Source organism: Microbacterium sufflavum (genome assembly GCF_023101165.1).
Classification (GTDB): Bacteria; Actinomycetota; Actinomycetes; order Actinomycetales; family Microbacteriaceae; genus Microbacterium; species Microbacterium sufflavum.
In genome coordinates this window covers 1608098-1622145 of the sequence record NZ_CP078076.1, presented here as the reverse complement: position 1 = coordinate 1622145, position 14048 = coordinate 1608098, and the positions used below count along the sequence as shown (strand labels likewise).

Below are 14048 nucleotides of genomic sequence, written 5' to 3'. Positions count from 1 at the left end.
GGAGTCCGGCGCCCGAGCGTCAGCGCCGCAGCTTGGTCGCGATGATCGCAGCCCCGCTGCGGAACAGGCGCGGGACGAAGGCGAACCACGGCGCGCGGCGGACCGGCTGCTCGAGCAGGGCGCGCACGGTGTCCGCCCCCGGCGTGGCGATCGTCCCGGGGGCTTCCGCGCCGCCGGAGAGCGCGCGGTCGAGCTGGGCGGCGAGTTCAGCGGAGGACAGGGCGCGCCGGATGATCCCGAGCTCGGCCATCTCCGCGCTGAACACGAGCTGGTGATCGTCGACCACCTCGCCGTCTCCGGGCACGCGCGGCACGACGATCGGCACGATGCCGAGGGCACGCATGTCCATCACGCCGCCGGCCCCGCCCTGGAGCACGACCGCGTCGGCCTCCCGGCACAGCGTCAGGAGTTCGGTGTAGGGCAGGATCTCGACGTTCTCGGCGCCGTCGACCGGAGCGGACGGGCCGTGCTGCATCACGAGGCGCACGCCGGGGTTCCGGTGCAGCCACTCCTCCACCCACTGCGAGAGCCGGTCGAAGGGCAGGTGGTACGTGCCGGCGGACACGACGACCAGCGGCGCGCTCACAGCACGACCCCCACGTTGCGCGACCCGGGGTAGAACCGGCGCATCCGCTCCCACTGCACGAGGAACTCGTCCGCGAACGGGTAGACGAGTCGCCCGCTGAGGCCGGGTGAGGTGATGCGGTCGACGGGCTCCAGGTACACCGTCCGCGCCCCGAAGAACCGCGCCTGGGTGAAGAACGGCAGGGCGATGGCCGCGCCGGTCGAGAACACGATGTCGGGCCGCTCCTCGGCCAGCACGCGTCGGGCGAGGCCGAAGTTGCGCAGCAGATTCGGCACGTTCCGCACGGTCGGGTAGTGGATCTCGTACACCTTCTCGTCGGCGAGGCGCGAGCGCGCATCCTCCACCGGGAACGTGGCCCAGCACCGCTCGTGCTCGCCCCACCAGTCCCGCAGCGCCAGCGCCTGGGTGAGATGCCCGCCGGAGGAACAGGCGATGAGGATCTTCATGGCGTCAGATCCCCCGGCCGAGCTTCTGGACGACCTTCGTGATCGCCTGCGGTGTCACGAGCTTCCATGAGATGGCGATCGCGAGCGCCGCCTTGACCTGCTTCGGGTTGTGGCGGAGCGCGCGCCAGGCCCACGAGCGGGCCTCCTTGCCCTGCCCGGCCGAGGCCAGGGAGAACGCGACCTGGGCCTCGATGCGACCGAGGGCCGCGGGGATGGTCGCGAAGTCGGGGTGCTTGCGCAGCAGGTACTGCAGGGCCTCGGCGTACGCGGCCCACTTCCCGAAGTAGTACGACTGCCCCGTCCACAGCACGCGCACCAGCGGCTCGTTCACCACGGTCACGAGCCCGAGGGAGGAACCGCGCAACAGGATGTCGTAGTCCTCGCCGTAGCTGCGCGGAAGCTCCTCGTCGATCAGTCCGAGCTCGCCCAGGAGCACCTCGCGCCGGAACATCAGGCTCGACGAGTGCAGGCCGGGGTTGCGGTTGCGCAGGAAGTCCTCGTGAGTGAGGTCATCGGATGGCACACGGCGGACGATGCGGTTGGTGCCGTCGTCGACGACCATGGCGGTGCCGACGATGATCGCCTCCGGCTTCTCCTCGAAGCGGCGCAGCTGCGCGGCGAGCTTGCCGGGCAGCCACTCGTCGTCGTCGTCGAGAAAGGCCACCAGCCGCCCCTCCGCGGCCAGGATCCCCGAGTTGCGCGCGCCGGCGAGTCCGCGGGTGCGGGTGTTCGAGATGCCGCGCACCGTCCACCCCTCCGGCACCTCGACGTCCGGCACCTCGATCGGGCAGGCGTCGAACACGATGACGACCTCTCCCGTGGCCGAGGTCTTCTGCGCGAGCACGCTCTCGACGCCGAGCTTCATCAGCTCCGGTCGGTTGTGTGTCGGCAGGACGACAGAAACATCCAACTGCATGGTCACTCCCCTTGTGTGACGCGTCCGACCCACGCCGTCGGCGTGCGTCGGAATCCCCTGAGATACACCGGGCCCCATCCCGGCGCGAAGTTCGCACTGCCATCAGCGCGGACTTCGGGTTAGTATAGCGGCTGGCGTCTCTACGGGGAGAGTCGCCTCTGAAGGGGAAACTAACTGGGGAAGGGGATTTCGTCGTGCCAGAAAACACTGACACACGACGTGTTCGGGTCGGAGTCGTCGGCGTGGGGAAGATGGGGCTCTCCCATCTGTCCATCGTCCGGGCTCTGCACAACGTGGAGCTGGTGGGCGTCGTCGACGCCACGGACTACCTGCTCGACGTGCTGAACAAGTACACGGGGGCGCCGACGTACTCGACGCTCGACAAGATGCTCGACGACGCGGCACCGGAGGCGGTGATCATCGCCACGCCGAACGCCTCGCACGCTGCACTCGTCCGCAGCGCGCTCGAGCGCGGTGTGCACGTCTTCTGCGAGAAGCCGCTCACGCTGAGCGCGGCCGAATCGCTCGAGCTCGCCGCGCTGGCCGCCGAGCGGGGGCTCATCGCACAGGTGGGCTTCCACAACCGCTTCATCGCGACGTTCCAGGAGGTCAAGCGCCTGCTCGACGCCGGAGCGCTCGGTCGTGTGACGCACGTCCTGGCCGAGGCCTACGGGCCCGTCGTGCTCAAGCCGAAGGGCTCGACCTGGCGCACCAAGCGGTCGACGGGAGGCGGGTGCGTCTACGACTACGCGACACACCCGCTCAACCTCGTCAACTGGTACCTGGGCACGCCGGAGCGCGTCCGCGGATCGGTGCTGAACAGCATCTTCTCCGCCGACATCGACGACGAGGTCTATTCCACGCTCGACTACCCCGACGGCCTGAGCGTGCAGCTCTCGGTCAACTGGTCCGACGAGTCCTTCCGGAAGATGTCGACCTCGGTCACGATCTCCGGCTCGCAGGGCCGCATCATCGCCGACCGCCAGGAGTTGCGCGTCTACCTCCGCGAGGGGGCGACGATCCCGGCGGGCTACCGTGCGGGGTGGAACATCTCCTACACGACCGACCTCACCGAGCAGGTCGCCTTCTACCTCCGGGGCGAGGAGTACAGCGCGCAGCTGGCATCGTTCGTCGACGCCATCGCGGCGGGCGAGACGGAGGCGCGGGAGAACGGCTTCGCCGGAGCGGCCGAGACGGACCGCGTCATCGAGTGGATCCTGCAGGATTCCGCTGCCGCTGCGGAGTCCGCACCGGCACCTGCCGTGGTCGCCGCGGCACCCGCGGCGAAACGCGGACTGTTCGGACGCGGGAGGAAGGCATGAGCGAGATGACGACGACGACCATGGACCGGCTGCTGCTGGGCGACAACCAGTTCTTCGGCATCAACCACATGTCGGAGGAGAAGGCGCGGGCGCAGGCCATCCGCTTCCAGGACACCCAGGCGATCATCGACGTGGTCGACATCGCCCTCGACAACGGCATCCGCACCCTCATGTGCACCACGCACGAGCGCATCGCCGAGGTCTGCGATCACATGCGCGCGAACCCGCAGCGGTACGCCGACTACCGCTTCTACCCGTGCATGCCGTACGCGCACAAGTACGCCAACGCAGTGACCGACAACGGCATGCTCGGCGCGCTGAAGCAGTTCCTTCCGGAGGAGGGTCTGCTCAACGCGGCGGTGCGCGGCGGCAAGTCGTTCATGAAGAAGGACATCGAGGGCATCATCACGCTGCTCGTCGACGCGGAGATGAAGATGTTCCAGGGCCTCAACACCCCGGTGGTCTTCCTCCAGAACGTCGTGGTCGACCTGATGCTGGGACTCGGCTTCGACGAGGCCTTCGCGATCTTCGATCGTCACGTGCGCGAGCGCTACAACGCGGAGCCCGGCTTCATCACGATGAACCTGCCGATGCTGCTCGACACGCTCGATCGCGTCGGAGTGAAGAACCCGATCGTGTGCGCGAACATCAACGAGATCGGCTTCCGGATGTCCGGCGGCATCGAGGCGTACGAGCAGGCTCTGCGTGAGCGCCCGTTCCGCCCCGTGGCCATGTCGGTGTTCGCGTCCGGGGCCATCCCGCCGCGGCGCGCCCTGGAGTGGATCCACGACCACGCGAACGTCGAGTCGATCGTGTTCGGCGCGTCGTCGCGGTCGTCGATCGAGAGCACCACGGGAATTGTCAGGGAGCTTTGGGGGAGCGACGCCGTATAGTAGGCGGACAACACCCGTCCACAGGATGCATCGAGGGGGAATGCTCGGCCCGCATCCGCAACCCGGACGGTGCTGTGCGAGCGACCGGTTTGCACAGCACCGTTTCGCTCCCCCTCGAGATGAAACTGAAGACACACACCCGAACCCCCATCCATCGCATCCTCTTCGCCTTCGTCGCCGCGCTCGCGGTCGTCGGGGCATCCGTCGTCGCCAGCGGGCCCGCCGTGGCCGCTGACACCACGATCACCTCGGTGATCCCCCGCGGCTCCGCGGGGTGGTCCTACTACCGGGCCGCGACACCTCCGCCTGCCGGGTGGCAGACGGCCGCCAACACCTGGAAGACGGGCACGGCACCGCTCGGTGCCGGCACCGGTGTCGGCACCATCGGCACGCTCATCCCCCGCACGTCGGGTCAGCAGCCGATCGCCACGTACGCCACCAAGACCTTCACGCTCACTTCCGATATGCCGGAATGGGCGTGGGTGAACACGTGGGCCGACGACGGCATCGTCATCTGGATCAACGGCGTCGAGATCGGCCGCAAGAACGCCCCCACCGGGCGCATCACCGACAAGAGCTACGCGACCGCCGCTCCGTCGTCCACCGCCGCCCGCAAGAACCCGGTCTCGTTCTCCATCCCGAGCCGACTGTTCCGCACCGGCACCAACACCATCGCCGTGCAGGTGCTCTCCAACTGGCGAGAGACCCACAACATCAGCTTCGACGCCCACCTCGTGCGCGAGGACAAGCCGGCCGTGACACCGCCGCCGAAGCCCACGCCGACTCCGACGCCGACTCCCACGCCGAAGCCCACGACAACACCGAGCCCGACGCCGAAGCCGACCACCCCGCCGGCGCAGCCGCAGAAGCCGACGACGCCTCCCGCATCGGACGGCAGTGTCCCGGGCTGGGGTGCCCCCACCTGGCGTGACGAGTTCACCTACCGCGACTCCTCCGGCAGCCCCGCGGTCGACCCCGCGAAGTGGAACGTCCGCGGCCAGGACGACCTCGGCCTCCTCTTCGACGCGGCCGTCCCCTCCCGCGACCAGGTGTCGGTGGACGGGAGCGGCGTCCTCCACATCCGCGCCGATTGGCGGACCACCCCCGCGATCCGCCCCTCCACGCAGAGCGGCCCGCGCGAGCTCTGGCACAACACCGGCTACCTGGACCAGCGCCGCCTCCAGTCGGATGACGTCAGCATGAGCCAGCAGTACGGTCGATGGGAGATCCGCGCCAAGACGCCGAGCGGCCCGAACACGTTCGGCTCGCTGGCCGCGTTCTGGCTGCGCAACAACCAGTCCGGAGAGATCGACATCATGGAGGCGTGGGGCTACGACGACGCCGCGGTCCGCGACCAGCGGATCGACACCGCCACGACGACGGTCCACACGCACACCTCGACGCCCTCGGCCAATCAGCGCTACATCTGGCATCACGCCGACTACGGCGCCGCGACACCGGTGTGGAAGGACTTCCACACGTACGCGTTCGAGTTCACGCCGACGTACGCGGCCGTGATCGTCGACGGGAAGCAGCTGTTGCGCGCAACCCCCGCGACCCACCCGAACCTCTGGAACCCGAACTACTTCGGCTCACCGCTGCACATGCGGTTGAACCTCCACGTGGGTCCGTCGACGACCTACTGGGGCCTCCCCAACCCGGCCGACAAGGCGGCGACCCAGAACCTCGACTTCCAGGTCGACTACGTGCGGGTCTGGAGCTACTCCGGCTGACGGGACAAGCGAAGAGGGCACCGGGTCGTCATGACCCGGTGCCCTCTTCGTCTTCTGGTGGCGTTTCAGCGCCGCGAGGTCGTGTGCCCGCGTTTCGGAGCTCCGATCGGACGCGAGACCGGCAGCCCCGCGTCTTCCGGCTCCAGCAGCCGGTCGTCCTCATCGAGGGCGACGTCGTCGTGCTCCGGCACCTCTTCGGTGTCGTCGGCATCGTCGGCGTCGACCTCGTCAGCGACACTGCGCTTGTAGCTGGCGCCCGGTCCGTTGCGCACGCGCGACACGATGAGCGCGGCGATGGCGCCGACGAGGATGCCGAGGAAGAGACCCGCGGCGATGAAGACCAGCACCGAGGGCCGGTTCGACTTCTGCGGCGGATCGGCCGGCGTCACGAGCGTGCCCGAGTAGAACGGCGTCGCGGTGATCCGCGCCTGCTGGTCGAGCAGACCCTGCAGCTGGAGCTGCGTGGCAGCCCGCTCGCTGCTGTCGATGGGCTGCGAGTCGACGACGGCCTGCAGCTGCGCGATGGAGTCCCCCAACTCCGCCGTGGTCTGCTCGACGACGGCACGCGCGTTGTCGGTGCGCTGAGCACCGTACGCCTCAGCGAGCGCGTTCGCCCGGTCGGCCGCCTCCTGCGGCGTGTTCGCGGTCACCTGGAAGCTCAGCACCTGCGAGTTCCGCGGCACGTCGATCACGGTGTTGTTGCGCAGCGCCTCGATCGACGTGTCGTCGAGGTCTTCCACGGCGCGCTTGAGCACGGCCGTCGAGGTCGCCACGACCTTCTCGGTCTCCATGTTCACCGTGTTGAAGCTCGATCCGGTCGAGAGCACGCTGATCGGCTCGACCGTGTGCTGCGCTTCCGCCGTGTACTTCTGCGGATAGATCAGGAAGATCCCGAAACCGACCAACGCGAACGCGACGATCGTCCCCACCAGGACCATCCACGACTGCATGACCCCTCGATAGAGGTCTTCCAATGTCCAGTGTGTTGCCACTTGTGCACTCCCCCAATGCGGCGCCCGACACGTCGTCGGGCGCAGAACGGCGTAAGTCTAGTACTCGGTCCTGTTCAGGAGCCGTGAGCGTTACGCGCCTCAGGGGGCGTCGGGAGCGTGCGAGATCACGAGCCGAGCCTTGCCGCCCTGGCTCTCGATGCTCTCGACCTCCATCGCCGACACCGCGACGGCGTCGTCATCGAGCAGCGTGCGCAGGGCACGCACCGCTGTCGCGGCGGCATCGCGCGCCCCTCCCGGCGTCGTCGGGACGTAGCGGATCGTGACCGCGTAGTCCGCCGCCTGCACGACCTGCATCTGCCGGATGGCTCCGGGGTCGCCGAGGAACAGCCCGCTCAGGCCTCCCGTGATGCGGCGCCCCGACGGGGTTCGCACCACATCGGCCAGTCGTCCCTGCACGGGGGCGATCCGGGGGAAGACCCGCCCGCACGCGCACGCGCCGTCGAGTCGCCGTGATCGGTCCCCCATCTCGTATCGCACGAGCGGGAACACCTCGTTGCTGAAGTCCGTGACGACGACCGAGCCCTCGGTCCCCGCATCCACCGCACGCCCCGCGTCGTCGACGATCTCCACCAGGCGCTGATCGCCCGCGACGTGGAGTCCCTCGTGCTGCTCGCACTCGGCCGCGATCCAGGGGATCTCCGCCGAGCGGTAGGTGTCGAACACGGGAGCACGGAACACCGACTCGAGCAGGGCGCGCTGCCCCGGCTGCAGCATCGCCGCCGTGACGGAGACGGCCGACGTGGGCAGCGTACGCCCCGTCCGCGCCAGATGCGTCGCGACGGCCGTCGCGCCCTCGACATAGGCGACGAGCAGTCGCGGACGCACCCGCTGCCAGTCGCGGACGAACGTCTCGATCGCGTCGTCGGTGATCGCCCGCGCATCGAGGTGCAGGTGGCGACTCGGCCACCACTGCGCGGCGTACACCAGCGCCTCCCTGCCCTGCCGGAGGCGTCGATAGATGAAGGCCATGTCGTCCGCGGGATGCACGCCCCACCAGCGGTAGATCCGCCACCACATCGCCGCGGTCGGGGCGGCCTGGTCGTTGCGCACCCGCAACGGCGATCCGGTGCTGCCGCCCGTCTGCGACACCAGCGCGCGCGAGGAGGGCACCGTCATGGAGAGCACGGCATCCCCCGCATCGCGCAGCGCGGCCTTGGTCACCACCGGCAGCGCGGAGAAGTTGCCCGCTTCCGCGACGTCCTCCCGACCGAATCCCGCCCCCGCGTACAGCTCGCGATAGAACGGCGACGAGTCGAACGCGTGCAGCGCGATGCGGGTCGCCGCGCCCCGCGACAGTTCCTCGAAGGCCGCGCCCCCCAGACGTTCATTGCGGACCATCACCTCGAAGGCGCGTCGGTCGTTCCGCATCAGCAGACGCGTCTTGGCGTCGAAGATCGCTCTTTTCACCACTCCCCCAGCAGCCCGGCCCCCTGCCGGTCAGGTCCATGGTAGAGCGCCGGCCTCAGAGCTCGCCCGGTTTCATCACCTCGACGTCGATCGCGCGGATCACGCGCTGCGCCGCGGTGTCGGTCTCGGGCTCCGCGCTCTCGCCACGACGGCGACGCTGCGGCGCGTACACGACGAGCGAATGGAAGAGGAAGCGCGCGAAGAACGCCACGATCAGCGACAGGGCCGTGGCCAGCACGCTGGAGATGTGCCAGGTCTCGACCATGAGCGCCATGACGGGGATGCGCAGCGCCGCCTCGACGTTGTTGAACGCGAAGGAGCTCGCGAAGCGGATGCCGAGCGCTCGGGCGTCCGTGCGCATGTCGGCGAACACGAAGCGCTCCTGCAAGAGGAAGTTGCCGATGATGGTGACCTCGGCGCCGATGATCGCCGCCCAGACGTACGGCACGCCCGCGGCCGTCAGCGCCCACATGATGCCGAGGTTCGCCACGGCCCCGATGACGCCGATCAGCGCGAAGAGCGACATCTTGCCGAAGCGCAGCCGAGCGAGATGGGCGATGAACGTGGCGCCCTGGCGGATACTCGCCTTCGACGTCCCGTGCCGCCGCTCGGCGAACTCCATCGGCACTTCGGCGATGCGCAGGTCGTTGCGCGCCAGGATCTCCAGCAGGATCTTGAACCCCTGCGGCTTCAAGCCGTCGAGGTCGAGGCGCGACCGGTCCACGAGGAAGAAGCCCGTCATGGGGTCGGTGCTGCGGGCCAGCCGGATGGGGAACATGGCCCTGGTCAGCCACGTGGCCGCGCGGGACACCCCGAAGCGCAGCGCCGTGCCGAGGCCGCTGGTGTCGCCGCCGCCGATGTAGCGCGATGCCGCGACCACGTCCGCCCCGCCCTCGGCGTGCCGGTCGAGGAGCGCGGGCAGCAGCTCGGGCGGGTGCTGGAGGTCGCCGTCCATCACGATGCAGAGGTCAGCGGCTGCGGCGTGCAACCCGAGCACGACGGCACCGCCGAGCCCGCCGGTGTTCTCGGCGCGATGGATCACCCGCACCGGGAGCGGCGCGTCGACGGCCACGCGTTCGACCTCCGCGACGGTGTCGTCCGAGCTGTCGTCCACGAACAGGATCTCCGCCTGCCGCCCGGCAAGCGCCGCCGCCGTGCGCGCCACGAGCTCGGCGACGTTGTCGCGCTCGTTGAACGTCGGCACGATGACCGTGACGGCTGGCCCCACTCGAGTCCCCTTCGCTCGGCAGGCACCGCGCCTGCGCGCTCCATCGTTTCACGCCGACCTATGGGCGGGGAAACCCGCGTCTGATAGACTCTGGCAGCGCGGCTGTGGGAGTCGCATTAAGTGGGTGGGGATCCGCTTAACTGGGGATTTAGTGATCTGGGGAGATCATGGGGACGCGTATCGGCTATGCCGTCGGAGCATTCGACCTTTTCCATGTGGGGCATCTGAATCTGCTCCGGCATGCCAAGCAGCACTGCGACATCCTGATCGCGGGCGTCGTGAGCGACGAGATGCTGCGGCAGGTCAAGGGCATCGAGCCGGTCATCCCGACCGCCGAGCGCGCAGAGATCGTCAAGCACATCTCGTTCGTGGACGACGTCTACATCGAGACCACGCCCTCGAAGATGGACTCCTGGAGAGACGTGCAGTTCACGCACTTCTTCAAGGGCGACGACTGGCGAGGCACCGACAAGGGCCTGCGCCTCGAGCGCGAGTTCGCCGAGGTCGGCGTCGAAGTCGTCTACTTCCCGTACACCGCGCACACGTCGAGCTCCGCGCTCCGTCGTGCGCTCGACGCCATCACCGCCAACGCGGCCGGCGCCGCTACGGCGTCCACCCGCTGACGCGACGCGACCCTTCGGGGGCGGACACCGGCGTCCGCCCCCGAAGCGCGCCACTCGTGCCATGAACCGAGGAGTGCGCAGGACTCCGAGCGTGCCGGCGGCATGCTCGGACGCAGCGACCTAGGCGCCGTCCGACCCGGGACCCCCACCGGGAGCGACGCCGAGCCCGCGCTCCGCCGCGGATCACTCCGGAAGGACACGATGCGAACCGACGCGATTCGGTGGGGGAACAGATCTGTGCGCACGCTGATGGCGCTGGCCGCCGCGGCCACGCTGGGCGGCTCTCTGCTCGCACCCCTGTCGGCGCCCTCCGCGCGCGCCGCCGGGACCGGGAGCGCAGCTCCCGACGGACGCACCGCCGAGACCGCCGCCGCATCGTGCTGGGAGATCAAGCAGAACGACCCCGATTCGGACGACGGCGTCTACTGGCTGGTCACGCCGACGCTCGTCGCTCCGCAGCAGTTCTACTGCGCTCAGGAGGAGTACGGCGGCGGATGGGTGATGATCGGGCGTGGCCGCGAGGGGTGGAGCGAGGACTACGCCGGGCAGGGCGCACCGACGCAGCTCGCCGAGACGCCGGACGGCCCCGGCGCCTTCACCCCGATCCAGCTTCCGGCGAAGACCGTGGACGGCCTCCTCGACGGGGGCCGGGTCGACAAGCTCGCAGACGGCGTGCGGGTTCACCGCGCCTCCTCGATCGACGGGACCTACGGTCAGGAGGTGCGCTTCCGCATCCAGCAGCGCGACCGCTGGACCTGGGCGCTGGGCGGCGCCAACCCCGTGCGCAACTGGGTGTTCGACGGCACGAGCGGCACCGGTGGGAGCACCCGGACCTTCGGGGAGGGTGACGGGTGGCATGTCTCGTCGTTCGTCCACCGCGCGACGCACAAGAAGAAGGCGGGGTGGGCGTACGGCCGCACGGTGACCGGAACCGGCGACAGCTCGTCGTACCTGTGGGCTCCGGCGGGCGAGGGCTACGCGATCCCGTTCGCGCAGGTCTTCGTCCGCCCGAAGCTCCGGCTGTCCGATCTCTCGTTCCCGACGGCACCCGCCACCGGCACGCCCGCCGCAGCCGTGCGCGCCCTCCCCCGCAGCACCGCGATGAAGACGCAGTGGGGTGTGGCCCAGTCGGCGGAGGACGAGGACGGGAGTGCCGCCGTGCGCGCCTTCGGGCAGGCGGGCGCGAGCGTGTTCGTCGGCGGCGACTTCCGGTACGTGCAGCGCACCGAGTCGGGGATCGGTCGTGCGGAGCAGCCGTACCTCGCGGCCTTCGATGTGACGACGGGCGAATGGCTCCCGCGATTCCGACCGGACCTGGACGGCGAGGTGACCGCCATGACCACCCTGCCCGACGGTCGCCTGGCGATCGGCGGCCGGTTCACGACCGTCGACGGCGCGCCGCAACCGGGGCTCGCCCTGCTCGACCCGAGCACCGGCCGCCTGGCCGGCCCCCAGGTGACGGTGGAGCAGCGCGAGACCGCGCGCACACCGGCGGTGCTCGGGCTCGACGTGCACGGCGACGAGCTCTACCTCGCAGGGTCGTTCACCCACCTGTCCGCCGCGGACGCCGACACCGCGACGCCCGCGCACAACGGCGGACGGATCGACCTCGCCACCGGCCTCCCCGACCCGGAGTGGAACCCCGATCTGAACGGCACCGCGCTGGCGATCGACGCGTCCGACCTCGGCGACCGCGCGTACGTCGCCGGGTACTTCACGGCGACGCGCACCACCCCGTCCCGGAGCGCGGCCGCGCTGACGACCGCGCCGGGTGCCGCTCCGGTGCCTCCCCTGTGGGCACCGGCGTTCAGCGCGACCGGAGTCCCTGCACGCGCCGTGGTGGAGACGGGCGGGCGCGTCTACCTCGGTTCCACGCGCCGCTCGATCGCCGCGTACGACCACGCGACCTTTCGCGTGCTCACCGGGTCGACGGCCTCGGGCGGCTCCGACATCCGGAGCATCCTCGCCGCCGGAACGGTGGTGATCGGCGGCTGCGCGTGCGGGCGCTACACCTACCAGTACCAGGGTGAGACGCTGAAGCGGAAGACGCGCAAGATGCGGGCGAGGGCGCTCCAGGTCGATCGCCTCGACGGCCTGGGCGCCTGGGATGGGGCCACCGGCGTCTTCCTCCCCGACTGGGCGCCGCGGCTCGGCTTCGCGGGTCACCTCGGCGTGCAGCGCAGCTTCGTCGACAGCGCGGGAGCGCTGTGGGTCGGCGGTGACCTCGACCGCTCGGTCCGCGCCGGCGGTTCGACGCAGTGGTCGGGTGGCTTCGCCCGGTTCGCCCCGGGGGACAGCACGCCGCCCACCACCCCGGGGCCGATCACCTCCACCCCGGTCGCGGGCGGCGAGCAGGCCGTGCTCACCTGGGGCGCGTCGACCGACACCACGGACGTCGTCTACGAGGTGCTGCGCGGGGACCGTGTGGTCGCCACCACCACGGCATCGACCTACACCGTGCCGATCACCGCCGACCCCACCGCGTACCAGGTCAGAGCGCGTGACACCGCGGGCAACCGGTCGGCGGGCACCGCGGCCTTCGTCGTGCAGCCCCCCTCCCCGGCCGACCTCACGTTCATCGGCGACCGCGACACCTGGGCGTGCCGCTATTCGGCGACCGCCCCTCCCTCCGACTGGACGACGCCGGGCTTCGACGACTCCTCCTGGCACACCGGGTCCGGACTGTTCGGCGCCGGGGTTCGGGGTGCAGCCACCACGCTCAGCCGTGGGGGCGGGCGACCGCTGAGCGCGCAGTTCCGCAAGTCGTTCGAGGTGCAGAACGCTGCCACCGTCACGAACGCACGCGTCTCCGTGATCGCCGACGACGGCGCCGTGCTCACACTCAACGGCACTGAACTCGGACGCATCCGCATGCCGGACGGACAGGTCACCGCGGACACACTCGCAACGCAGGCCGTCTCACCGCCCGAGGCGGCCGGGGGGAGGGTGGTGATCCCGATCCCCGCGGACGCCCTGATCGAGGGCACGAACGTGCTCGCCGTCTCGGTGCACACCGCCGACCGCGCACGGCCCGCCCTCGGATTCGACCTGGCCCTCATCGGCGAGCGCGCTGCCCCACCGCAGCCCGTCACCGGCCTGTCCGCGACGAGCACCGCCGACACGATCGCCCTCACGTGGCGCGCCCCGGCCGGGGGCACGGCCCCGGCGTCGTACGTGATCCGCCGTGACGGGAAGCAGGTGGGCATCGTCGCCGCGCCGACCGTCGCGTTCTCCGACGGAGACCTCGCCGCCTCGGCGGGACACCGCTACACCGTGGTCGCCGTCGCGGCCGACGGACAGGCCTCGACCGCGGCGACCCTTCAGGCCAGCACCACGGCGGACGCGCCCATCGCGATCGCGAACGGATCCGCGTGGTCATGGCGGTACACGAACGCCGCCCTCCCCGCCGGATGGAACACGCTCGGCTTCGACGCCTCGGGATGGGCGACGGGCGCGGCGCTGCTCGGCCGGGGTGCGCGCGTCGCGACCGACATCGATCCCGGCCATCAGTCGCCCTCGCCGATCAGCGCCCAGTTCCGCCACGAGTTCACCGTCACCCACCCCGCCACCGTGCGAGACGGCACGGTCACGGTGATCGCCGACGACGGCGTGGTCGTGTACCTCAACGGCGTCGAGCTCGGCCGGGCGCGCATGCCGGGCGGCGCGATCGGCCAGAACACGTTCGCCTCGGCGTCGGCGGCTGCTCGGGGCGCCTCGGCACGCCGCGTCTCGTTCGTCGTTCCCGCCCGCCTGCTGGTGAAGGGCACGAACGTGCTCGCCGCCTCGGTGCACGCCAACTACCGCACCACACCGGATCTGAGCTTCGACCTCGCCATGACCATGGCTCGCGGCTGACCTCACGCCGCACCCCGCCCCCCATC

11 protein-coding genes are annotated in these 14048 nt (G+C 70.2%); 5 read left to right on the top strand and 6 right to left on the bottom strand.

Annotation, left to right across the window (positions count from 1 at the left end; all coding sequences use genetic code 11):
• Window positions 1–19: 19 nt before the first annotated feature.
• The 3 genes from KV394_RS07910 to KV394_RS07900 are packed head-to-tail and all read right to left on the bottom strand — an operon-like array spanning window position 20 to window position 1948.
• Window positions 20–586, bottom strand: coding sequence for a glycosyltransferase (locus tag KV394_RS07910; RefSeq protein WP_247638306.1), 567 nt, complete (start codon window positions 584–586; stop codon window positions 20–22).
• Complete coding sequence (locus KV394_RS07905; RefSeq protein WP_136029358.1) at window positions 583–1032, bottom strand: glycosyltransferase family 28 protein; 450 nt, start codon at window positions 1030–1032, stop codon at window positions 583–585. Before KV394_RS07905 ends, KV394_RS07910 begins: the two co-directional genes overlap by 4 nt.
• A 4-nt stretch (window positions 1033–1036) precedes the next feature.
• A complete protein-coding gene (locus KV394_RS07900; RefSeq protein WP_168387168.1) occupies window positions 1037–1948 on the bottom strand; it encodes a glycosyltransferase family 2 protein in 912 nt (303 codons plus the stop codon).
• Window positions 1949–2142: 194 nt separating this feature from the next.
• On the opposite strand from KV394_RS07900, the gene KV394_RS07895 reads away from it, so the two are divergent.
• The 3 genes from KV394_RS07895 to KV394_RS07885 all read left to right on the top strand — a co-directional run bounded on the left by KV394_RS07895 (window position 2143) and on the right by KV394_RS07885 (window position 5896).
• Window positions 2143–3270 carry a Gfo/Idh/MocA family protein gene (locus KV394_RS07895; RefSeq protein WP_282187152.1) on the top strand — a complete coding sequence of 376 codons (1128 nt, stop codon included), beginning with the start codon at window positions 2143–2145 and terminating at the stop codon, window positions 3268–3270.
• On the top strand, window positions 3267–4163 hold the full coding sequence (locus tag KV394_RS07890) for a hypothetical protein (protein WP_206251847.1): 897 nt from the start codon (window positions 3267–3269) through the stop codon (window positions 4161–4163). Before KV394_RS07895 ends, KV394_RS07890 begins: the two co-directional genes overlap by 4 nt.
• A 119-nt stretch (window positions 4164–4282) precedes the next feature.
• On the top strand, window positions 4283–5896 hold the full coding sequence (locus KV394_RS07885; protein ID WP_247982742.1) for a glycoside hydrolase family 16 protein: 1614 nt from the start codon (window positions 4283–4285) through the stop codon (window positions 5894–5896).
• A 65-nt stretch (window positions 5897–5961) separates the two neighbouring features.
• Here KV394_RS07885 and KV394_RS07880 read toward each other — a convergent pair whose 3' ends face one another.
• The 3 genes from KV394_RS07880 to KV394_RS07870 form a co-directional block, all read right to left on the bottom strand.
• Window positions 5962–6888, bottom strand: coding sequence for a YveK family protein (locus tag KV394_RS07880; RefSeq protein WP_136044637.1), 927 nt, complete (start codon window positions 6886–6888; stop codon window positions 5962–5964).
• A 99-nt stretch (window positions 6889–6987) separates the two neighbouring features.
• Window positions 6988–8316, bottom strand: a complete 1329-nt coding sequence (locus tag KV394_RS07875) for a phenylacetate--CoA ligase family protein (protein WP_247982741.1) — start codon at window positions 8314–8316, stop codon at window positions 6988–6990.
• A 55-nt stretch (window positions 8317–8371) separates the two neighbouring features.
• Window positions 8372–9544, bottom strand: coding sequence for a glycosyltransferase (locus KV394_RS07870; RefSeq protein WP_136037106.1), 1173 nt, complete (start codon window positions 9542–9544; stop codon window positions 8372–8374).
• A 167-nt stretch (window positions 9545–9711) separates the two neighbouring features.
• Between KV394_RS07870 and KV394_RS07865 the strand changes: the two genes are divergently transcribed.
• Window positions 9712–10167, top strand: coding sequence for an adenylyltransferase/cytidyltransferase family protein (locus KV394_RS07865; protein WP_136029343.1), 456 nt, complete (start codon window positions 9712–9714; stop codon window positions 10165–10167).
• A 237-nt stretch (window positions 10168–10404) separates the two neighbouring features.
• Window positions 10405–14022 carry a fibrinogen-like YCDxxxxGGGW domain-containing protein gene (locus tag KV394_RS07860; RefSeq protein ID WP_247982740.1) on the top strand — a complete coding sequence of 1206 codons (3618 nt, stop codon included), beginning with the start codon at window positions 10405–10407 and terminating at the stop codon, window positions 14020–14022.
• Window positions 14023–14048: the final 26 nt, after the last annotated feature.

What these genes read in the sequence shown, in the direction of transcription:
- KV394_RS07900 (WP_168387168.1), bottom strand. Translation starts at nt 1,948, where the DNA reads ATGCAGTTGGATGTTTCTGTCGTCCTGCCGACACACAACCGACCGGAG.
- KV394_RS07865 (WP_136029343.1), top strand. Translation starts at nt 9,712, where the DNA reads ATGGGGACGCGTATCGGCTATGCCGTCGGAGCATTCGACCTTTTCCAT.
- KV394_RS07890 (WP_206251847.1), top strand. Translation starts at nt 3,267, where the DNA reads ATGAGCGAGATGACGACGACGACCATGGACCGGCTGCTGCTGGGCGAC.
- KV394_RS07905 (WP_136029358.1), bottom strand. Translation starts at nt 1,032, where the DNA reads ATGAAGATCCTCATCGCCTGTTCCTCCGGCGGGCATCTCACCCAGGCG.
- KV394_RS07885 (WP_247982742.1), top strand. Translation starts at nt 4,283, where the DNA reads ATGAAACTGAAGACACACACCCGAACCCCCATCCATCGCATCCTCTTC.